Below are 21,186 nucleotides of genomic sequence, written 5' to 3'. Positions count from 1 at the left end.
GGGCGTATCACAGGCTGGCGTTGGCTTCAGCTTCCGTGCCCTTGGTTAACTCTTCAGGCGCCTTGGCGGATGACACATCGCTTTCCGCGGCGACAGCGCTGGTCAGCGCCATATCTGCGGGCGCCGGCGGCTGTTTCAAGTCTTGCGGCTGGTCCAGCTGGCTATTGTCGTTCTTCACGGGTTTGCCCGGACGGCTCGATTCGCCGTCGAAAATCTTGTTCTGGCGCTGCTGCAGGAAACCGTCGCGGATGAATTCATAGCGATCCAGCGCCGCTTCTTCCAGCAAATTCGACGCATCGAGGATGTAGGCGCGCTTGTCGACGATGCGCGTGGCGGTGCCGATATTGCGCAGGTACACAGGCTCTTTATAGCGCCATGGATCGCCGACGATATCGAGCGGCAAGGCAGCCGTGTCGCGCAAGGTCGATGGACCCAGCAGCGGCAACATCAGGTAAGGACCGGAACCGACGCCATACCAGCCCAGGGTTTGGCCAAAGTCTTCATTATGCTTCGGCAAACCGGCCGGCGTCGCGAAGTCCAGCAAGCCGAACAGGCCGAAGGTCGAGTTCAGGCCGACACGGGTGATGTCTTGCAGGCCGGCTTCGCCCTTGCCTTGAAAGAAATTATTGGCGCCGCTCCACAAATCGGCCAGGTTGCCGAAAAAGTTGCCGATACCGGTTTGCACAAACGATGGCAACACGGTTTTGTACGCGGTGGCGGCCGGCTTCAACACGACCTTGTCGGCGGTGTCGTTAAACTTGAACATGGCGCGGTTAAAACCCTCGAACGGATCGGCCGGGTTGCTGGCGGTGGTGGCGCAACCGCCGATGCCGGCCGTCATGGCCAGCACCAGCGCCATGCGTGGCAACGACAGGCCGCTCGCTGTTTTCATACGGGATGTGCTCATTTGCTATCCTTTCCTTCCGCTGCCTTGCTATAGATGAACTGATTGATCAGGTCTTCCAGCACTGTGGCCGATTGGGTCCGGGCAATTTTGTCGCCGCTGGCCAGATTGTTGGTGTCGCCACCGGCTTCGATGCCGATATATTGCTCACCCAACAAGCCCGCGGTCAAAATCTTGGCCGAACTGTCTTTCGGAAATTGAAAATCTTCTTCGATATTCAAGGTTACCAGCGCCTGGTAAGTCTTGTCGTCGAAGGTGATGCTCGATACGCGGCCCACCACCACACCCGCGCCCTTGACTGGCGCTTGCGGTTTCAAGCCGCCAATATTGTCGAATTTGGCGCTGATCGTGTAGGTCTTGGTAAAAGACAAAGAACTCATATTGCCTGCTTTCAAGGCCAGGAACATCAGGGCGGCAACACCCAGCAATACAAACAATCCTACCCACACATCCAATGATTTACGTTGCATAAGCAATCCTAATTAATTTTTACCCAGCGCAGCATGTTTTACGCTGCAATTTACTGTTTTTTACGGTTTTTACGGTTGATTACTTGCTGAACATCAAGGCGGTCATCATGAAGTCCAACCACCACACCATCAGCGAAGAAATCACAACGGTCCGTGTTGTTGCTCCAGAGACATCTTCCGGTGTCGGCTGCGCCTGGTAACCCTGGAACAGCGCAATAAAGGTCACCGCAATCCCGAACACCAGGCTCTTGATGGTGCCGTTGGCGATATCTTTCCAGACATCGACGCCGCTTTGCATTTGCGACCAGAACGACCCTTCATCGACGCCGATCAGCACCACGCCGACCAGGTAGCTGCCCAGGATGCCGACCGCGGTAAAGATCGACCCCAACACCGGCATGGCGATGACGCCAGCCCAGAAACGCGGCGCCAGCACACGCTGGATCGGGTTCACCGCCATCATTTCCATGGCCGACAATTGCTCGCCGGCTTTCATCAAGCCGATTTCCGCCGTCAGCGAGGTACCGGCGCGACCGGCGAACAGCAGCGCCGTCACCACCGGACCGAGTTCGCGCGTCAGCGACAGCGCCACCAGCAAGCCCAGCGCCTGCGACGAGCCATAGGTGGTCAGCGTGTAATACCCTTGCAGACCCAGCACCATGCCGACAAACAGGCCGGACACGGCGATGATCACCAGCGAACGGTTACCGATAAAAAACAGTTGCTCGACCACCAGGCGCGGACGGCGCAGCAAGCTGCCCGACGCCGCCAGCACGGTGAAAAAAGCGCTGATCGCAAAACCGAGGTTTTCGACCGACGTACGGACCCAGGCGCCGCTCGCCTCCAGCAAGCGGCCGATCATCGACGCGCTCCCGCCGGATGGCCCAGCCCCAGGTCGTCGGCCAGCGACTTGCCCGGGTAGTGGAAGGGCACCGGCCCATCCGCTTCGGCATTCACGAATTGCTTCACATACGGGTGGGTCGATACCGCCATCTCGGCAGGCGTGCCATGCGCCACGATTTTTCCGGATGACAAAAAGTACACATAATCAGCGATCGCGAAACACTCCTTCACATCGTGCGACACCAGGATCGACGTGGAGCCGAGCGCATCGTTCAAATTACGGATCAGATTGGCGGTCACGCCCATCGAAATCGGATCCAGTCCGGCAAACGGCTCATCGTACATGATTAATTCAGGATCGAGCGCAATCGCGCGCGCCAGCGCGACGCGGCGGCCCATGCCGCCGGAAATTTCGCCCGGTTTCAATTGCGCGGCATTGCGCAAGCCGACCGCGTGCAACTTCATCAAGACCAGCGTGCGTATCAGTTCTTCCGGCAAATCGGTGTGTTCACGCAACGGAAAAGCGACGTTTTCAAACGCGGTCAAATCGGTAAACAAGGCGCCATGCTGGAACAGCATGCCCATCTTGCGGCGCATCTGGTACAAGGCATCGGTATCGAGCGTGTGGACAATTTGCCCGTTCACGTTGACCGAACCGGAACTGGGACGCAACTGGCCGCCGATCAGGCGCAAGACCGTGGTTTTGCCGCTGCCGGAACCGCCCATGACCGCCACGACCTTACCGCGTGGGAAGTCCATCTGGAGGCCCGACAAGATCGAACGTTTCCCATAGGCAAAATGTAAATCGCGTATTTCAACAAGATTTGGCACGACGAAGCTCATTTTCTTTAATGGCGTATTGTAGTGCAGAAACGCTAATCTCTGCTGACGGCCCCTCTGGCTAGCGAGTTTTGATGAGCAGAATACAACACTAATGAATCAAGAGTCAGATATTCTAGGGTAAAAAATAATCCCTTGCACGAACGGCTATCATGCGCGTGCGAAATTAATAATAAATAATAATGAGATTGCCGCAGGGCAATCATTTGCCAGATGGCGACGACGCCCATAAAAAACAAGGGCCACGGCGTGTTGGTCGCCGTGGCCCCGCAAATCTTACAACGCACAATAATTAACGCGGCAAGACCGACGCTCCCATCAGGAATTCATCGACCGCACGGGCGCACTGGCGTCCTTCGCGGATCGCCCACACCACCAGCGACTGGCCACGGCGCATATCGCCGGCGGCAAATACCTTGGGCACCGAGGTGTGATAGCAGCCGTCGCCATCGGTGCTCGCCTTGGCGTTGCCGCGCGCATCTTTTTCGATGCCGAAGGCGTCCAGCACCTGTTGTACCGGCGACACAAAACCCATCGCCAGCAACACCAGGTCGGCCTTCATTTCAAATTCCGAATCAGGCACTTCGCTCATCTTGCCGTCTTTCCACTCGACGCGGCAGGCGATCAGCTTTTCCACTTTACCGTTCTTGCCTTCAAAACGCTTGGTCGCCACCGCCCAGTCGCGCTCGCAGCCTTCTTCATGCGACGACGAGGTGCGCAGCTTGGTCGGCCAGTACGGCCAGACCAGCGGCTTGTTTTCCTTTTCAGGCGGTTGCGGCATCAATTCGAATTGCGCCACCGAAGCCGCGCCATGGCGGTTCGAGGTGCCGACGCAGTCGGAACCGGTATCGCCGCCGCCGATCACGACCACGTGCTTGCCGCTGGCCTTGATCTGGTCTTTCAGCTTGTCGCCGGCGTTGACCTTGTTTTGCAATGGCAAGAAGTCCATCGCGAAATGCACGCCCTTCAAGTCGCGGCCCGGCACCGGCAAGTCGCGCGGCTGCTCGGCGCCGCCGGCGATGATGACGGCATCGAAATCTTTTTCCAGGTCTTCAGGGAAAATCGTTTCCTTGGCCCAGTTGTTTACATTCGCCGGGAAATCCTTGCCGACCAGTACGCTGGTGCGGAATGTGACGCCTTCCGCTTCCATTTGCTTGACCCGCAAATCGATGTGCGATTTTTCCATCTTGAAATCGGGGATGCCGTAGCGCAGCAAGCCGCCGACCCGGTCGCTCTTTTCAAACACCGTCACGGCATGGCCGGCGCGCGCCAGTTGCTGGGCCGCCGCCAGGCCGGCCGGACCGGAACCGACCACCGCCACTTTCTTGCCGGTGCTGAACGACGCCGGTTGCGGCGCCACCCAGCCATGTTCCCAGCCCATGTCGATGATTTTATGTTCAATCGACTTGATGCCGACCGGATCTTCATGGATGCCCAGCGTGCACGCCGATTCGCATGGCGCAGGGCAAACCCGGCCGGTGAATTCCGGGAAGTTATTGGTCGAGTGTAAAACATCCAGCGCTTCGCGGTAATTACCGCGATACACCAGGTCATTCCAGTCAGGAATGATGTTATTGACCGGACAGCCGGTGGTACAGAATGGAATGCCGCAATCCATGCAGCGCGCGCCTTGCACCGTCGCTTGCTCGTTGGACAGGTGCAACACGAATTCCTTGTAATTTTTCAGGCGCGCGGCAGGCTCCAGGTAGGCCTCGTCTTGACGCTTGAATTCCATAAAACCGGTGATTTTACCCACGATAAATCCTTTTATTGTTAGCTGGCCGGGGCGCGCGACCTGCGCGGCGCCCGCCTTCGATATCCATTAAGCGGCGACGGGCTGCGCTTCCAGCGCGGCGTTCTCGGCCATTTCAATCAGCGCGCGTTTGTATTCGCTCGGGAAGACCTTGACGAACTTGCCACGTGCGCTGGCCCAGTCATCCAGCAAGCTGCGGGCGCGGGTGCTGCCGGTATGCTTGAAGTGGCGTTCGATCAGACGCTTCAAGATCACTTCGTCGGATTCCGCCAAACCGTCGCGCTGCTGGGTGTGCCAGGCGGCGCGCTCGGCTTGCTGCTCCGACGTGCTGAGCACTTTATCCAGCGTCACCATCGCGGTATTGCATTTGCTGGCAAAGTCGCCCAGCGGATCGTAGACGTAGGCAATACCGCCCGACATGCCGGCCGCAAAGTTGCGTCCGGTGGCGCCCAAGACCACCACCGTGCCGCCAGTCATGTATTCGCAGCCATGGTCGCCCAGGCCTTCGACCACCGTGGTGGCGCCCGAGTTACGCACCGCAAAACGTTCGCCGGCCACGCCGTTGAAGAATGCCTCGCCGGCGATCGCACCGTACAGCACGGTATTGCCGATAATGATGTTATCCACCGCCCAGCCGCGGAATTCGGTATTCGGCCGCACGATGATGCGTCCGCCCGACAAACCCTTGCCGACGTAATCGTTGCCCTCGCCCACCAGGTCGATGGTGATGCCGTGCGCCAGGAAGGCGCACGCCGACTGGCCTGCCGTGCCTTGCAGCTGGATGTGGATGGTGTCGTCCGGCAAGCCGGCATGACCGTATTTCTTCGCCACTTCGCCGGACAGCATGGTGCCGACCGTGCGGTTGACGTTGCGCACCGGCGAGATGAACGACACCCGCTCGCCTTTTTCCAGCGCCGCGCGGGCTTGCGCGATCAGCTTGTGGTCCAGCGCTTTTTCCAGCGCATGGTCCTGGTTCTCCACGTGGCGACAGGCTTGCTCGCCAGACACTTCCGGCTTGTGGAAGATGGCCGAGAAATCCAGGCCGCGCGCTTTCCAGTGCGCAATCGCCTTCGACTTGTCAAGCAGGTCGACCCGGCCGATCAATTCGTCGTAGGTGCGAATACCCAGTTGCGCCATCAATTGGCGGGCTTCTTCGGCGACGAAGAAGAAATAATTGACCACATATTCAGGCTTGCCGGAGAACTTGGCGCGCAGCACAGGATCTTGCGTGGCGACACCGACCGGGCAAGTATTCAAATGGCATTTGCGCATCATGATGCAACCTTCGACCACCAGCGGCGCGGTCGCAAAACCGATTTCATCGGCGCCCAGCAGCGCGGCGATGACCACGTCGCGGCCGGTTTTCATCTGACCATCCGCCTGCACCCGGATGCGGCTGCGCAAGCCGTTCAACACCAGGGTCTGCTGGGTTTCCGCCAGGCCCAGCTCCCAGGGCGTGCCGGCGTGTTTCACCGACGACAGCGGCGACGCGCCGGTGCCGCCGTCATGGCCGGCCACCACCACGTGATCGGCCTTGGCCTTGGTGACGCCGGCGGCGACGGTGCCGATACCGACTTCCGACACCAGCTTGACCGAAATCGACGCACGCGGATTGGCGTTTTTCAAGTCATGGATCAATTGCGCCAAGTCTTCGATCGAATAAATGTCATGGTGCGGCGGCGGCGAAATCAAGCCGACGCCCGGCACCGAAAAGCGCAGGCTGGCGATGTATTCCGACACTTTATGGCCCGGCAACTGGCCGCCCTCGCCCGGCTTGGCGCCCTGCGCCATCTTGATCTGGATCTGGTCGGCCGAATTCAGGTACGCCGCGGTGACGCCGAAACGGCCGGACGCCACTTGCTTGATGCGCGAACGCATCGAGTCGCCTTCTTGCAGCGGAATATCGACGACGATCTGTTCGGCGCCCACCACCGACGCCATCGTCGCGCCCTGGCGGATCGGAATGCCCTTCAATTCCTGGGTGTAGCGCTGCGGATCTTCGCCGCCTTCGCCGGTGTTCGACTTGCCGCCGATGCGGTTCATCGCCACCGCCAGCGTGGCGTGCGCTTCGGTACTGATCGAGCCGAGCGACATGGCGCCGGTCGCGAAGCGCTTGACGATTTCCTTGGCCGGTTCGACTTCGTCGAGCGGTATCGCTTTCGACGGATCGATCTTGAATTCGAACAAGCCGCGCAAGGTCAGGTGGCGACGGCTTTGGTCGTTGATGATTTGCGCGTATTCCTTGTAGCTGGAGAAGTTGTTGCTGCGGGTCGAATGCTGCAGCTTGGCAATCGCATCCGGGGTCCACATATGTTCTTCGCCGCGCACGCGGAACGCGTATTCGCCGCCGGCGTCCAGGTTGTTGGCCAGCAGCGGATCGTCGCCGAACGCCAGCGCGTGCAGGCGCAGCGCCTCTTCCGCCACTTCGAATACGCCGATGCCTTCGACATTCGACGCCGTGCCCTTGAAATACTTGTCGACCAGCGACTTGTTCAAGCCGATCGCTTCAAAGATTTGCGCGCCGCAATACGACATATAGGTCGAGATACCCATTTTGGACATGACTTTCATCAAGCCCTTGCCGACTGCCTTGGTGTAGTTGTAGATCGCTTTTTCAGCCGACAATTCGCCCGGCATGCCGTGCGCCAGTTCGACCAGCGTTTCCATCGCCAGGTAGGGATGGACCGCTTCCGCGCCATACCCCGCCAGCAGCGCGAAGTGATGGGTTTCGCGGGCCGAGCCGGTTTCGACCACCAGGCCGGTGGACGCGCGCAAGCCCTTGCTGACCAGGTGCTGATGCACGGTCGAGGTAGCCAGCAGCGCGGGAATCGCGACCTGGTCGGCGCTGATGGCGCGGTCCGACACGATCAGGATATTGTGGCCGGATTTGACCGCATCGACCGCTTCGGCGCACAGCGACGCCAGGCACGCTTCGACGCCTTCCTTGCCCCACGACAGCGGGTAGCAGATATCCAGTTCATACGACTTGAACTTGCCGCCGGTGTGCAGCGCGATATTGCGCAGGCGCGCCATATCGTCGAAACCCAGCACCGGCTGCGACACTTCGAGGCGCATCGGCGGATTGACGTTGTTGGTATCGAGCAAGTTCGGCTTCGGACCGATAAACGACACCAGCGACATCACCATCGCTTCGCGGATCGGGTCGATCGGCGGATTGGTCACTTGCGCGAACAATTGCTTGAAGTAATTGTAGAGCGGCTTGAGCTTGTTCGACATCACCGCCAGCGGCGAATCGTTACCCATCGAACCGGTCGCTTCCTCGCCGGACACGGCCATCGGCGCCATCAGGAATTTCAAGTCTTCCTGGGTGTAACCGAACGCCTGCTGGCGGTCCAGCACCGACGGTTGCGCTTTTTCGCCGCTGGCGGCGCCGGCCACCGGCAAGGCGACGATGCCGTCGGCCAGCTTGATTTCATCGAGCTTGATGCGCACCGAATTGATCCACGCCTTGTACGGCTTGGCGTTGGCGTAGGTGTTTTTCAATTCCTGGTCGTCGATGATGCGGCCCGCTTCCAGGTCGATCAAGAACATCTTGCCTGGTTGCAAGCGCCATTTCTGGATGATTTTCGATTCCGGGATCGGCAGCACGCCCGATTCCGACGCCATCACGACCAGGTCGTCGTCGGTGACGATGTAGCGCGCCGGACGCAAGCCGTTGCGATCCAGCGTGCCGCCGATGTGGCGGCCGTCGGTGAACGCCATCGCGGCCGGGCCATCCCACGGCTCCATCATCGCCGCATGGTACTCATAGAAGGCGCGGCGGTTGTCGTCCATGGTGGTGTGGTTTTCCCACGCTTCCGGGATCATCATCATCATCGCCTGGGCGATCGGATAACCTGCCATCAGCAATAATTCCAGCGCATTGTCGAAGCACGCCGTGTCGGACTGGCCTTCATAGATCAGCGGAAACAGCTTTTGCAAGTCTTCGCCCAGCACGGCCGATTTCATCACGCCTTCGCGCGCGCGCATCCAGTTGAAATTGCCTTTGACGGTATTGATTTCGCCGTTGTGCGCGATCAGGCGGTACGGGTGGGCCAGCGGCCACTCCGGGAAGGTATTGGTCGAGAAACGCTGGTGCACCAGCGCCAGCGCCGAAATGCAGCGCGCATCCTGCAAATCCTTGTAATACACGCCGACCTGGTCGGCCAGCAACAAACCTTTGTACACGATGGTGCGCGCCGACATCGACGGCACAAAGAATTCCTTGCCATGCAGCAGCTTCAAGGCCTGGATCGCGTGGCCCGACGATTTGCGGATCACATACAGTTTGCGCTCCAGCGCGTCGGTGACCATGATGTCCGGGCCGCGGCCGATGAAAATCTGGCGGATCACCGGCTCCTTGGCGCGCACCGTCGGCGACATCGGCATGTCGGTATCGATCGGCACATTGCGCCAGCCCAGGATCACCTGGCCTTCGATGCGCACGGCGCGCTCGATTTCCTGTTCGCAGGCGATGCGCGAAGCGTTTTCCTTCGGCAAGAACACCATGCCGACGCCATATTCGCCCGGCGGCGGCAACGTCACGCCCTGCTTGGCCATTTCTTCGCGGTAGTACTGGTCCGGGATCTGTATCAGGATGCCGGCGCCATCGCCCATCAGCGCATCGGCGCCGACCGCACCCCGGTGATCCAGGTTTTTCAAGATCAGCAAGCCCTGTTCGACGATGGAGTGGGTCTTGTTGCCCTTGATGTGGGCGACAAAACCGACGCCGCATGCGTCGTGTTCATTTGCTGGATCGTACAGGCCTTGGGCTTTCATGGGGTTCTCCGCTGCTGATGGATATCGAAAAACTAGAGTAGTGCAATGCAGCAGAAAACTCAACTAGAACAATTAGGGTCGGAGTCGAATTAAATTTTATTCCGTCGCTTAAAATTTTAAATAGGGACAGAGTAAAGGAAATCACTAAAAACCCGAGTAATTCAGTCCACTATTTGCTTTTTGATGTAGCTTGAAATGGATTTTGTTTAATCTGCGGCAACAATTTTAAAGGGACGACCGCGTTTGGCCGGCATCACTTGGCGCTTCAATTTGTGCTCCAGCGCCAGCTTGAACGGCTCGGACCCCAGCGGCCAGCCCTTCAGCACGGCCCGTTCCAGCGTCTTGACCTGGTCCAGCGACAGCGCCTGTTCGGTCAGCCGCAGGTACGCGGCTTCGCGGTCGAACGGCGTATTGCCCAGCGCCCAGTACAACGCATGGTCGGTGATCACCGGGTCGGGCCGGATGCCGGCGTGATGGCCATAGCTGGACCATGGATAGTCGGCCGCGGCCGATGCCAGGCCGGCCGCCAGCGGGGCGAATTCGATGTAGCGGGTGCACATCAGAAAGAAATTGTCCGGATCGATGACCGAAGTTTTGTAGCGTCCCTGCCACAAGGGACCGGAGCGCTGGTATTTTTGGTTGTAATACGGCACGTAATAGCGCCCCAACCACTGCATCAGCTGGCCCAGTCCGTTTTCATCGGCCGGCGACGCCAATACATGCAATTGATACGGCATCAAGACGTAGGCATGCACCGCAACCTTGAAGGTTTTGGCGCCAGTGCGCAGCCAGGCCAGGAATGTCGTGTAATCGGCGGCGTCCTGGAACACCGGCTGACGGCTATGACCGCGCTGTATCACGTAATGGGGTTGGGCAGGCAAGATCAAACGGGGCAAACGGGCCATGGCCGGACTCGGAAAGCGGGAAATGGACTGATTGTAGCGAGTACAAGCGACTCTGTCCCCACTTTATTTTCCGCGCTTGGCAAATACTGTGACTCTGTCCCCTTTTACGCGCACGGGAACCGCCGCGCTGGCCAGCCTGCTTGCGCGGCCAGCCCCGTTCAGACCTTATCGCCGCCGCTCAGGACAAATTGAAGCTGGTCGACAAACTATACCCTTCGCCATACGCGCTGCGTAGCGGCAAGTCCTGGCCCAGGCCGCTGCGCGCCTTCTTGCGCAAGCGGTAGACCAGCATGTCGACGCGCCGTCCGGCATCCGGATCGTCGCCGCCCATGCCGGCCACCAGCACGTCGCGCGGTACCGGCCGGGTATTGATGGTCAGCAAATGCAGGAAGTTGAATTCTTTTTCGGTCAGCGCGATCACCTGGCCCATCAGCTCCAGCTGGCGGGCGCTGACGCGCAAGGTCCATTTGCCCGGCAGCGGCAGCGGATCTTGCGGCCCGACCCTGCGGTCCAGCGCCTCGATATGCGCGGCCAGTTCCGGGAACTTGATCGGCTTGGTCAGGTAATGGTCGGCGCCCAGGCGCAAGCCCATGATGCGGCTGTCGAACGCCACCCGTCCAGTCAAGACCAGTACCCCGATCTGCGGATACAGCTGACGCATGCGCGGGATGACGTTGAAGCCGTCCTCATCGGGCAAACCCAGGTCCAGGACAACCACGCCAACATTGCCCTGGCTCAGCGCCGCCCACATATCGCCAGCAGAACTGGTGATGTGTACTTCGTGTTCGAGCCCTGTCAAGAACTCCGCCATGTCTTCGGCGTAGTCCAGATTGTCTTCGACGATCAATATTTTCGTCATGCTGCGCCATTCTACGGTTAGTGAGCAAACCCCTTCGACTCTACCATGGTGGATGCGGGATAAATATTACATAGGGGAATTATCACGGTTGCAAACGGGCTATGCAAGGCTTTTCCCGGTCTCGGCCTGGAAGGGCAGCCAAATCCGGAAAATCGCCCCGCCTTCCGGCCGGTTCGAGACGCTTAACGTCCCGCCGTGGACTTCCACCACCGCGCGCGCCATGTACAGGCCCAAGCCCGATCCAGCCGACGCGCCGGCGTTGCGGCCACGGAAAAATTTGTCGAACAGCCGCGGCATGTCATCTTCATGCACGCCCGGCCCATGGTCGGCGACAGTCAATTCTATACCGCCTTGTGGCGCCGGGCGACCATTCAATTCGATAGTCGTGCCGGCCGGCGCATAATGGCGCGCGTTATCGAGCAGCACTTGCAGGCACATGCGCATGCCGTCCGGGTCGCAGCGCAGGTGGCCCGGCAAGCCTTCGATGCTGACGCTGACCGGATGGTCGGGCGTGCCGCCCTGGGCCGCCGCCGCATCCAGCAGCGCTTTCGGCGCGATGCCATTCGGCTGGCGTTCGCGGCCGATGCTGGCCATGCGCTGCGGCGTCAGGTATTCATCGATCAGCGCCAGCAGGCGGTCGACCGCGGTCTGGATCTTGTGATAGCGCTTGCGGGTGGCTTCATCGGCCGAACCGGCATGGATTTCCAGGTTCTGGATCGCGCCATCGATGGTGGCCAGCGGACTGCGGAATTCATGCGACAGCATCGATGCGAAACGCTTTTGCGCCGCTTCCTGGTCGCGCCGCGCCGTGATGTCGCGCAGCACGCCGACCAGTGATACGGGATGGCCGGCGGCATCGCACACCAGCGTCGAGACGATTTCGAGCGGCAAGACGCGGCCATCCTGGTGCTGGCGTTCAAACTGACGCACCAGGTGCAGGCGGCTCGCATCGCCGCCGCGCAAACGCTGCAGCCGGGCCGGCAAGTCGGCCAGCAGTTCGGCCGCCATCGCTTCCAGTTCAGCCTGATCGTAACCGGACAGGCGGCTGGCCACCGGACTGACATACAGCAGCTTCAGGCTGGCGCAATCGACCAGGAAGCCGGCGTCGACGGCATGCTCGGCCAGCAGCCGGAAACGCTGCTCGCCGGCGCGGGCGCGCAACAAGGCGCCGCGCAGCTGGATGAAGCGCAGCCCCATCAACAGCGCCGCCGCGGCCAGCAAAACGAAATAAGCGAAAGAGGGCATGCGGGATCCAGAAATGGTTACAACATGCCAAGTATAGTTATTTCGCGCTTACTTTAGTCGCTCAGCGGCGCAAAAATTTGCTGCAAGTCTTCCTGCGTCAGCGCCATCTTTTGCGATTCGCCTTCGGCCAGGATCGATTGCGCCAATTCCGCTTTCTTTTGCTGCAGGATCTGGATCTTTTCTTCCAGCGTGCCCTTGGCGATCAATTTGTAGACGAATACCGGCTTGTCCTGGCCGATGCGCCAGGCGCGGTCGGTGGCCTGGTTTTCCGCCGCCGGGTTCCACCACGGATCGTAATGGATCACGGTGTCGGCCGCCGTCAGGTTCAGGCCGACTCCGCCAGCTTTCAGGCTGATCAGGAAAATCGGCACCGCGCCCTGCTGGAACGCCGCCACTTGCGCTTGCCTATCCTTGGTGTCGCCGGTCAGCAAGGCGTACGGGATATCGCGCGCTTCCAGCTCTTCCTCGATCAATTCCAGCATGCTGGTAAATTGCGAGAACACCAGGATCTTGCGGCCTTCGTCGAGCAAATCCTCGACCATTTGCATCAAGTCGGTCAATTTGGCCGAACCGGCGCTCTGTTTCTTGGCCGGCAGGGATTTCACCAGGCGCGGATCGCAACACACTTGCCGCATCTTCAGCAACGCTTCCAGAATCACAATCTGGCTGCGCGCCACGCCTTTTTTATCGATTTCCTCGCGCACTTTCTGGTCCATCGCCAGGCGCACGGTTTCATACAGGTCGCGCTGCGGCCCGGTCAATTCGACCTTGCGCACCATTTCCGTCTTCGATGGCAATTCCTTGGCGACATTATCCTTGGTACGGCGCAACAGGAACGGCTTGATGCGGCGGTTCAGCAACATGCGCCGCAGCGGATCGTCCTGCCGCTCGATCGGATGGCGGAACTGGTTGTTAAAGGTTTTTTCATCGCCCAGCAAGCCCGGCAACAAGAAATGGAATTGCGACCACAGTTCGCCGAGGTGATTTTCCAGCGGCGTGCCGGACAGGCACAAACGGTGCCGCGCGCGCAGCAAGCCCGCGCTTTGCGCCGCCTTCGAGCGGGTATTCTTGATGTAATGCGATTCGTCGAGGATCACCAGATGGAAATCGTGCTCGCGCAGCTTCTCTTCGTCGCGCGGCAGCAAGGCATAGGTGGTCAGCACCAGGTCGCACTGGCCGATCTGGTCGAATTGCTGGGCTCGGTCCTTGCCTTGCAGCAAAAGCACGCGCAAGCCGGGCGCGAACTTGGCCGCCTCGTCCTGCCAGTTGCCCATCAGGCTGGTCGGCGCGATCACCAGCGCCGGATTGGTCAGCCGGCCCGCTTCCTTCTCCACTAATATATGCGCCAGGGTTTGCACCGTCTTGCCGAGACCCATGTCATCGGCCAGGATGCCGCCCAGGTCGTAATGCCGCAGGAATTGCATCCACGCCAGGCCGTCGGCCTGGTAATCGCGCAAGGTCGCCTGCAAGCCAGCCGGCGCCGGCACTTTTTGCACCGCGCCGAACTGGCTCAGCTTGCGGCCCATTTCACGCAATTGCTCGCCGCCGCTCCAGCGCATGTCCAGGCCGCGCGCCAATTCTTCGAGGCGCGCCGCATCCAGCGTCGACATGCGCAACGAGGTCTTGATCTTGTCGCTGAAATACAACTCACCCAGCGTATTCAGGATCGGCTTGACCCGGCCCCACGGCAGCGCCACCCGCGTGCCGTCCGCCAGCGTGGCCAGCATCTGGTCGATATCGGCGTGCGCGGCGATGGTTTTCGGATTGAAATCGTTGGGTGCGCCGCGTATCAATTGCACCAGCACCGGCAACAGCGGCACCCGCTCCTGGTTGACCACGATGCCCAGTTCCAGCTCGAACCAGGCATTGCCGCTGTCGGGCGCCTGTTCATGGATGTCGGCATACCAGTCGTCGACTTGCTCCACGTCATAGCGGTACTTGGCGGACTTCTCGACGATCCAGCCCTGCTGTTCCAGCGCATCGATGCCGCTGTCGGCAAAGCGCAGCCATTCGGCCTGACCGGGCAGCAGGAAGGCGCCCTTGATACCGCTCAAAGGCAGCGTACCCGGCTTCTTGAACAGCAGCGCCGCCAGCGCCGCTTGCGCGGCGGCTTCGGCGTCGCTATCGCGCTGGATGATTTCCGTCACATTGCCAATCTGGCGCACCACCCGCTGCGATGGATCGAACGCGACCCGCTCGCCGTCGTAATCGTAGGACAGCACGGCAAAATCGTTCCAGCGCTGCAAGCTGCCATCGGCCAGCAAGGCGCTGTCGAGCAGCAATACCGGCTGCGGCGCGACATCTTTGCGCAAGCGCTGCGGCAACGGTTGCGGCAGCGGCATCAATTGCTGCAAGCCTTGCGCCAGCAACAGTTGCGACACCCGCACCTTGTCATTGGCATTCAGCAATGGCGCCTGCGCCACCAGCGCCTGCAATTCCGACAGGCTGATTTCGGAACCGCCCTGGTTCAGCGCCAGCACGCCGCACGACAGGTTGTCGATATACCACGGTGGATCGGTCGGCAACATATAGTCGATCTGGTCGGCGCCATGGTGTTTCACGCCTTCCGGCGGATCGACCTGCCAGCCCAGCCGCATATGCTTGCCTTCTTCGCGCCAGATCAGGCGCGCCTGGCGCAGCGGACCGGCTTGCAACGGATACACCAGGCCATTGCCGACGTCGGACCAGGAATTTGCCCACAATAATTTTTCCTGTTCAGCCAGCATCATCAGCAAGGCCGCGCCGATCTTGCCCTTCGGCTCGGTGGCGCTGCCGGTCTGCGAATTCTGGCCGCTGCGCATGGCGACAAAAAAGCGCACCAGGTCTTCGTCGCCGGGCTGCAAGAAGCTGGGCGGCGCCGACAACAAGGAAAACACTTCGCTGACCGGACTGGCCGCGGCCACGTCGCCATTCGGCCGCAGCCGCGCCTTGTACAGGCACAGCGCGACATGGCGTCCGCCGCTGGTCGGCGCCAGCACGTAGATCAGGCGGTGCTGGTTCAGTTTGGGATCGGTCTCGGCCGGCGCCAGAGTGGCTTTCGGATGCGCAGCCGCATCGACCCGTTGCAGCCACGTGGCGACTGCATACGGCAAAGGAGCGCCCGGCGCGCTGGCCGGACTTGCTGGGGTTTCACTGATCTCGTCGCGGGTAAAATCCATGGTGCGTATTATTGTCTAATAAGATGTATCAAAATCGGCAACAGGCAATATTATCCGCCATCCAGAGGCTTATGGTTTATTCAATATCATTAGTGTGGTGCAATATCGCACCTAAATACACCGGATAACGCTCCAAAATCCTGTAGCGGCATGCCACTGCGCTTCTCGCACAGTCCATTTGCCCTGTCAAGACTGGCGCAATCGCACCGATTGCGTATCATTCCAGGCTTGACCGCTTTGGAAATAACCCATGCTGCCCTCTATCGAACAACGTCTTGCCCTTGAACTTGCCGCCAAACCGGTACAAGTCGCCGCCGCCATCGCCTTGCTGGACGAAGGCGCCACCGTGCCCTTCATCGCCCGCTACCGGAAAGAAGCCACCGGCGGCCTCGACGATATCCAGTTGCGCCTGCTGGAAGAGCGTTTGCGCTACCTGCGCGAACTGGAAGACCGGCGCAGCGCCATCGTGGCCTCGATCACCGAACAAAACAAGATGACGCCGGCGCTGTTAGATGCCGTCATGCACGCAGAAGACAAGACCCGCCTGGAAGATTTGTATCTGCCCTACAAACAAAAACGCCGTACCAAGGCCCAGATCGCCATCGAAGCGGGCTTGTCGCCGCTGGCCGACGGCTTGCTCGACAACCCGGAATTGACGCCGGAAACCGAAGCCGGCAAGTTCCTGCGCGATGCGTTTACTACCGCCGAAGGTAATAATCCGGGCGTGCCGGACACCAAGGCGGCGCTCGACGGCGCGCGCCAGATCCTGATGGAACGTTTCGCCGAAGACGCCACCTTGCTGCAATCGCTGCGTGAGTACGTCAAGGAACACGGCGTGGTCGAATCGAAAGTCGTCGCCGGCAAGGAAGAAGAAGGCGAAAAATTCGCCGATTATTTCGATTATTTCGAAACCATAACCACCGTGCCGTCGCACCGCGCGCTGGCGCTGCTGCGCGGCCGCCGCGAAGGCATTCTCGACGTCATCCTGCGGCTCGATACCGAAGCGGAAAAACCGAAGTGGGATGCGCCGCACAATCCGTGCGAAGGCCGCATCGCCGCCCGTTTCGGCATCAAGAACCTGGGCCGTCCGGCCGACAAATGGCTGGCCGACACGGCGCGCTGGACCTGGCGCGTGAAAAGCTTCATGCATCTGGAAACCGAATTGATGGGCGCGCTGCGCGAACGGTCGGAACTCGATGCGATCAATGTCTTCGCGACCAACCTGAAAGCGCTGCTGCTGGCGGCGCCGGCCGGCCCGCGCGCGACGATGGGCCTGGATCCCGGCCTGCGCACCGGCGTCAAGGTGGCGGTGGTCGATACTACCGGCAAAGTCGTCGATACCGCCGTGATCTACCCGCATCAGCCGAAAAACGACTGGGACGGCTCCTTGCATACACTGAGCCGGCTGGCCGCGAAACACAATGTGTCGCTGATTTCGATCGGCAACGGCACCGCCTCGCGCGAAACCGACAAGCTGGCCCAGGATTTGATCAAGCAGCACCCGGACCAGAAACTGACCAAGATCGTCGTGTCCGAAGCGGGCGCGTCGGTGTATTCGGCGTCCGAATACGCCTCCAAGGAATTGCCGGACATGGATGTGTCGCTGCGCGGCGCCGTATCGATCGCACGCCGCCTGCAAGATCCGCTGGCCGAACTGGTCAAGATCGACCCGAAATCGATCGGCGTCGGCCAGTACCAGCATGACGTCGGCCAAACCCAGCTGGCCCGCTCGCTCGACGCGGTGGTCGAGGATTGCGTGAACGCGGTCGGCGTCGACGTCAATACCGCGTCGGCGCCGCTGCTGGCGCGCGTGTCCGGCCTGTCGGCCAGCGTGGCGCAAAGCATCGTGTCCTACCGCGACCTGAAGGGAGCGTTCACTTCGCGCGCAGCCCTGAAGGCCGTGCCGCGCCTGGGCGACAAGACCTTTGAACAGGCAGCCGGTTTCTTGCGCGTGATGGGCGGCGACAATCCGCTGGACGCGTCGGCGGTGCACCCGGAATCGTATCCGCTGGTTGAAAAAATCCTGGCCGATATCAACAAGGGCATCAAGGCCGTGATCGGCGAGACGGCCTTGCTGAAAACCTTGAGCCCGGCCAAGTATGCCGACGAGAAATTCGGCGTACCGACCATTTCCGACATCTTGAAAGAGCTGGAAAAGCCGGGCCGCGACCCGCGTCCGGAATTTACCACCGCCACCTTCAAGGAAGGCGTCGAGGAAATCAGCGACTTGCAGCCCGACATGATCCTTGAAGGCGTGGTCACCAACGTCGCCGCGTTTGGCGCATTTGTCGACATCGGCGTGCATCAAGACGGTTTGGTGCATATCTCCGCGCTATCGAATCATTTCGTCAAGGATCCGCACACGGTGGTCAAGGCTGGCCAGGTGGTACGCGTCAAAGTGATGGAAGTCGATGAAAAGCGCAAGCGCATCGCGCTGACGATGCGCCTGACCGACAGCGCGCCGCAAGCCGGCTCCAGGCCGGAACAGCGCGCTGACCGCAACGACCGCCGCAGCATGGCCCAGCACCAGTCGCAAGCGCGCAAGGCGCCGGAACCTGCCGGCAGCATGGCGGCGGCGTTCGCCAAACTGCGCGCTTAAGCGACACTCGGCCAACAATCTGCCTTGGCCGATACCCCCGGCGTCGTTTTCTTATAAAATGACGCCATCTTATTTATTTCCCCATCAGAGGCAGCTATGAGCGACGTACAAACCTGGATCAAAGAAACCGTGACCAACGCGCCTGTCGTGCTGTTCATGAAAGGCACCACACAATTTCCGCAATGCGGTTTTTCCGGCCGCGCCATCCAGATCTTGAAAGCTTGCGGCGTCAGCAACATTGCCACCGTCAACGTGCTGGATGACCCGGAAGTTCGCCAAGGCATCAAGGAATACTCGAACTGGCCAACCATTCCGCAACTCTATGTCAAAGGCGAGTTCATCGGCGGTTCGGACATCATGAATGAAATGTTTGAATCCGGCGAATTGAAGTCCTTGCTGGATGCCTGATCGGCCAATCAGGTTGATTATTGCCATCACCGGCGCCACCGGCGCCGTGTATGGCGTGCGCCTGTTGCAACAATTACGCAGCATCGCCGGGGTCGAAACCCATTTGATACTGTCCGATGCGGCCGTGCTGACGCTGCACCAGGAAACCGGCCTGCAGCGCAAGCAAGTCGAGGCGCTGGCGCATGTGGTGCATAAATTGCGCGATATCGGCGCCAGCATCGCCAGCGGTTCTTTCCAGTCGGACGGCATGGTGATCGCGCCCTGCTCGATGCGCACGCTGGCGGCGGTGGCGCATGGCTTGTCGGATAATCTGATTACGCGGGCGGCCGACGTGGTGCTGAAGGAACGCCGGCGCCTGGTATTGATGGTGCGCGAAACGCCATTCAACCTGGCGCACCTGCGCAATATGACGGCCGTCACCGAAATGGGCGGCATCATCTTCCCGCCATTGCCAAGTTTTTACCAGTTGCCGAAGACCATCGCCGACATGGTCGACCATACGGTGGCGAGGGTGATCGACCTGTTCGGCATCGAACATGGCCTGGCGCCGCGCTGGAACGGCTTGAAAGCGGCGGACACGCCATAACAAGCCCAACTGCCCATAGACGCAACGGTACATTGGCACATTGAGCGGCGCAACTATACCGGCCGGCAACTCCGGCCGGCGTGGCAGTCTGGCAGCTATGCCGTTCAGCGTTTGTCGAACTGGGCGCCGCTGGCGTGTTTCAAATCCCGGGCCTCTTCCACCATCCTGCGGTGCGCGATGCGCTTGCGCATCACTTCGGCATGCTGGGCGGCGGTCATCGGCGGCACGGTCATCAAATCTTTAAGCTGGGCGGTATTGCTGTAATTACTTTTCATAAGACGGCTCAAATGCTCGGCTCCGTAGTAGATGACAGGCTGAAAACCCAATGATTATGATCCACTATTGAGGTTTGTGCCGCTCATCTCGTAATTATTGTCGAAAACCCCATACGACACGGTGTAGCGATTCATTGTCCCGCAAAATCATGTCGGCGCCATGACAAAACACAAGGATATCCCGTCTTGCCGCCGAATTCGTTAACTACAGAACAACTTCCATTTTTTACAACAAAAAACAGTGATTTTTGTTACTTTTGGTAGTTAACCCTGACCAGCATGCGAATAAATTCACGCGCAATTTGACGATGATGTTCATCAAGTCTTTGTAAATCAGCAATTAATTTGACATCGGCAGATTCAAACCGCGACAAGGAATTGCCCGACTCGCCATTGGGCGCCGCACTTTCCGGACCACCAAAACGCAGCCACTCGGCAGGCACGCCCAACCATTGCGCAATCATGCGCAATTTTTCTTGGGTAGGAATAGCCTCGCCGACCAACCATTTCCGCGCGGCATGCACTGTTATCGGACGCCCATCAAAGCGGATATTGAATTCCCGCGCCAGTCTGGTCGGGCTGTCAGGAGAGTAGTGGGCGTTTTTAAGAGCCTGCTGAAGTCGCTGGCTAAAGCTTTCGCGTTCATTGGAAGAATTCATAGTTGCACTATTTCATGTTGCAACATGAAAGTCAGTTTCTTGAATGACCATACAATTTGTTACATATGAAGAGAAACTAATTAACAATTTACCTTCTCCTTGATCGATAAACACACGCTAAAAAACCTGTCAGTGCGCCATGACGCCGGCATCACTGGGCTTTTAGCCCCTATCGCCAGCCAAGCTGCCTGGACTACGGCAAGCCCAACAATGTCCTGATTTGCATACTACCCGTGAAACACCGCTTTTCTGCCATAAATCGGCAGAAATTGCAGCGATCTTTCAAGGTCATATTTCAGGCAGGCGCGCTACAATGCAATGACGTTGACGTAAACGGAAGATCGTACCGCCGCATTAATATTTAAGCAATACAATAATGCTATCGATAGCAGATATTGATATCAGCATAGATAGCCAGCACACACTTAACCGCAAGCACACAAGATGCCGACCTACACCATTACCGAACTGGCGCGCGAATTCGACATTACCGCCCGCGCGATCCGCTTTTACGAAGACCAGGGTTTGCTGAGCCCATCGCGCGAAGGCGCAGGCGGACGCAGCCGGGTCTACACACCGCGCGACCGTACCCGCTTGAAACTGACATTGCGCGGCAAGCGCCTGGGTTTGGCTTTGTCCGAAATCAAAAGTTTGGTCGATATGTATGAGTCGCCCAAAGACACCAGCGCCCAGATGCACCGCTTCCTCGACGTGCTGGCGCAGCATCGCGGCACGCTGGAACAGCAACGTGAAGATATCGAAATGGCGCTGGCGGAAATCACCGCCCACGAAGAGGCGTGCCAGCGCATGCTGGCCGAGATCAGGACCGGCGCCGCCGACCCAGTCGCCAGCGCGTAACAGCACGCCGCACCTTGGCGGCGCAGCCGGTTTTACGTGTGCCAC

Annotated in this window: 16 protein-coding genes; 4 read left to right on the top strand and 12 right to left on the bottom strand. The window is 59.6% G+C overall.

Annotated features, from left to right (window positions below; all coding sequences use genetic code 11):
* Positions 1 to 7: 7 nt before the first annotated feature.
* The 10 genes from GJA_RS00310 to GJA_RS00265 form a co-directional block, all read right to left on the bottom strand.
* The gene (locus tag GJA_RS00310; RefSeq protein ID WP_144241388.1) at positions 8 to 907 is read right to left on the bottom strand and encodes an MlaA family lipoprotein; all 900 of its coding nucleotides are present in this window, start codon (positions 905 to 907) and stop codon (positions 8 to 10) included.
* A complete protein-coding gene (gene mlaD, locus GJA_RS00305; RefSeq protein ID WP_038487436.1) occupies positions 904 to 1,374 on the bottom strand; it encodes an outer membrane lipid asymmetry maintenance protein MlaD in 471 nt (156 codons plus the stop codon). The genes GJA_RS00310 and mlaD overlap by 4 nt, the downstream gene beginning before the upstream one ends.
* A 79-nt stretch (positions 1,375 to 1,453) precedes the next feature.
* Complete coding sequence (gene mlaE, locus GJA_RS00300; protein WP_038487433.1) at positions 1,454 to 2,236, bottom strand: lipid asymmetry maintenance ABC transporter permease subunit MlaE; 783 nt, start codon at positions 2,234 to 2,236, stop codon at positions 1,454 to 1,456.
* Positions 2,233 to 3,060: an ABC transporter ATP-binding protein gene (locus GJA_RS00295; protein WP_038487431.1), complete on the bottom strand. Its 828-nt coding sequence runs from the start codon at positions 3,058 to 3,060 to the stop codon at positions 2,233 to 2,235. Before GJA_RS00295 ends, mlaE begins: the two co-directional genes overlap by 4 nt.
* A gap of 289 nt (positions 3,061 to 3,349) precedes the next feature.
* On the bottom strand, positions 3,350 to 4,813 hold the full coding sequence (locus tag GJA_RS00290) for a glutamate synthase subunit beta (RefSeq protein ID WP_038487428.1): 1,464 nt from the start codon (positions 4,811 to 4,813) through the stop codon (positions 3,350 to 3,352).
* Between the two features lie 66 nt (positions 4,814 to 4,879).
* Positions 4,880 to 9,589, bottom strand: coding sequence for a glutamate synthase-related protein (locus GJA_RS00285; protein WP_038487426.1), 4,710 nt, complete (start codon positions 9,587 to 9,589; stop codon positions 4,880 to 4,882).
* A gap of 206 nt (positions 9,590 to 9,795) precedes the next feature.
* Positions 9,796 to 10,494: a transposase gene (locus tag GJA_RS00280; RefSeq protein ID WP_038487423.1), complete on the bottom strand. Its 699-nt coding sequence runs from the start codon at positions 10,492 to 10,494 to the stop codon at positions 9,796 to 9,798.
* Positions 10,495 to 10,672: 178 nt separating this feature from the next.
* A complete protein-coding gene (locus GJA_RS00275; RefSeq protein WP_038487421.1) occupies positions 10,673 to 11,353 on the bottom strand; it encodes a response regulator transcription factor in 681 nt (226 codons plus the stop codon).
* Positions 11,354 to 11,452: 99 nt separating this feature from the next.
* The gene (locus tag GJA_RS00270) at positions 11,453 to 12,598 is read right to left on the bottom strand and encodes a PAS domain-containing sensor histidine kinase (protein WP_081905186.1); all 1,146 of its coding nucleotides are present in this window, start codon (positions 12,596 to 12,598) and stop codon (positions 11,453 to 11,455) included.
* Between the two features lie 53 nt (positions 12,599 to 12,651).
* Positions 12,652 to 15,756, bottom strand: coding sequence for a DEAD/DEAH box helicase (locus GJA_RS00265; protein ID WP_038487418.1), 3,105 nt, complete (start codon positions 15,754 to 15,756; stop codon positions 12,652 to 12,654).
* A 250-nt stretch (positions 15,757 to 16,006) separates the two neighbouring features.
* On the opposite strand from GJA_RS00265, the gene GJA_RS00260 reads away from it, so the two are divergent.
* From GJA_RS00260 to GJA_RS00250, 3 genes are all read left to right on the top strand, one after another.
* Positions 16,007 to 18,355 (top strand): Tex family protein, encoded by a 2,349-nt coding sequence (locus GJA_RS00260; RefSeq protein WP_038487416.1) that lies wholly within the window; start codon positions 16,007 to 16,009, stop codon positions 18,353 to 18,355.
* Between the two features lie 96 nt (positions 18,356 to 18,451).
* On the top strand, positions 18,452 to 18,763 hold the full coding sequence (gene grxD, locus GJA_RS00255) for a Grx4 family monothiol glutaredoxin (RefSeq protein ID WP_038487413.1): 312 nt from the start codon (positions 18,452 to 18,454) through the stop codon (positions 18,761 to 18,763).
* Complete coding sequence (locus tag GJA_RS00250) at positions 18,756 to 19,349, top strand: UbiX family flavin prenyltransferase (protein WP_038487410.1); 594 nt, start codon at positions 18,756 to 18,758, stop codon at positions 19,347 to 19,349. Before grxD ends, GJA_RS00250 begins: the two co-directional genes overlap by 8 nt.
* A gap of 104 nt (positions 19,350 to 19,453) precedes the next feature.
* On the opposite strand, the gene GJA_RS27675 is transcribed toward GJA_RS00250, so the two are convergent.
* Together GJA_RS27675 and GJA_RS00245 are read right to left on the bottom strand one after the other, a co-directional pair.
* A complete protein-coding gene (locus tag GJA_RS27675) occupies positions 19,454 to 19,624 on the bottom strand; it encodes a hypothetical protein (RefSeq protein ID WP_167541076.1) in 171 nt (56 codons plus the stop codon).
* A 251-nt stretch (positions 19,625 to 19,875) separates the two neighbouring features.
* The gene (locus GJA_RS00245; protein WP_038487409.1) at positions 19,876 to 20,283 is read right to left on the bottom strand and encodes a hypothetical protein; all 408 of its coding nucleotides are present in this window, start codon (positions 20,281 to 20,283) and stop codon (positions 19,876 to 19,878) included.
* Positions 20,284 to 20,727: 444 nt separating this feature from the next.
* Here GJA_RS00245 and GJA_RS00240 point away from each other — a divergent pair, with 444 nt between their 5' ends.
* Complete coding sequence (locus GJA_RS00240) at positions 20,728 to 21,141, top strand: MerR family transcriptional regulator (RefSeq protein WP_038487407.1); 414 nt, start codon at positions 20,728 to 20,730, stop codon at positions 21,139 to 21,141.
* The last annotated feature ends 45 nt before the right edge of the window (positions 21,142 to 21,186 follow it).

The sequence above is a fragment of the Janthinobacterium agaricidamnosum NBRC 102515 = DSM 9628 genome (genome assembly GCF_000723165.1).
In the GTDB taxonomy this organism is placed as follows: domain Bacteria; phylum Pseudomonadota; class Gammaproteobacteria; order Burkholderiales; family Burkholderiaceae_D; genus Janthinobacterium; species Janthinobacterium agaricidamnosum.
Note: the sequence above shows the minus strand (reverse complement) of the source record. Positions and strands in the feature narration are given on the sequence as shown.

Bases quoted from the DNA above. Each gene is read 5' to 3' on its own strand.
- GJA_RS00270 (WP_081905186.1), bottom strand. From the start codon at position 12,598: ATGCCCTCTTTCGCTTATTTCGTTTTGCTGGCCGCGGCGGCGCTGTTG.
- GJA_RS00310 (WP_144241388.1), bottom strand. From the start codon at position 907: ATGAGCACATCCCGTATGAAAACAGCGAGCGGCCTGTCGTTGCCACGC.
- grxD (WP_038487413.1), top strand. From the start codon at position 18,452: ATGAGCGACGTACAAACCTGGATCAAAGAAACCGTGACCAACGCGCCT.
- GJA_RS00285 (WP_038487426.1), bottom strand. From the start codon at position 9,589: ATGAAAGCCCAAGGCCTGTACGATCCAGCAAATGAACACGACGCATGC.
- GJA_RS00275 (WP_038487421.1), bottom strand. From the start codon at position 11,353: ATGACGAAAATATTGATCGTCGAAGACAATCTGGACTACGCCGAAGAC.
- GJA_RS00260 (WP_038487416.1), top strand. From the start codon at position 16,007: ATGCTGCCCTCTATCGAACAACGTCTTGCCCTTGAACTTGCCGCCAAA.
- GJA_RS00250 (WP_038487410.1), top strand. From the start codon at position 18,756: ATGCCTGATCGGCCAATCAGGTTGATTATTGCCATCACCGGCGCCACC.
- GJA_RS00245 (WP_038487409.1), bottom strand. From the start codon at position 20,283: ATGAATTCTTCCAATGAACGCGAAAGCTTTAGCCAGCGACTTCAGCAG.
- GJA_RS00265 (WP_038487418.1), bottom strand. From the start codon at position 15,756: ATGGATTTTACCCGCGACGAGATCAGTGAAACCCCAGCAAGTCCGGCC.
- mlaE (WP_038487433.1), bottom strand. From the start codon at position 2,236: ATGATCGGCCGCTTGCTGGAGGCGAGCGGCGCCTGGGTCCGTACGTCG.
- GJA_RS27675 (WP_167541076.1), bottom strand. From the start codon at position 19,624: ATGAAAAGTAATTACAGCAATACCGCCCAGCTTAAAGATTTGATGACC.
- GJA_RS00240 (WP_038487407.1), top strand. From the start codon at position 20,728: ATGCCGACCTACACCATTACCGAACTGGCGCGCGAATTCGACATTACC.
- GJA_RS00280 (WP_038487423.1), bottom strand. From the start codon at position 10,494: ATGGCCCGTTTGCCCCGTTTGATCTTGCCTGCCCAACCCCATTACGTG.
- GJA_RS00295 (WP_038487431.1), bottom strand. From the start codon at position 3,060: ATGAGCTTCGTCGTGCCAAATCTTGTTGAAATACGCGATTTACATTTT.
- mlaD (WP_038487436.1), bottom strand. From the start codon at position 1,374: ATGCAACGTAAATCATTGGATGTGTGGGTAGGATTGTTTGTATTGCTG.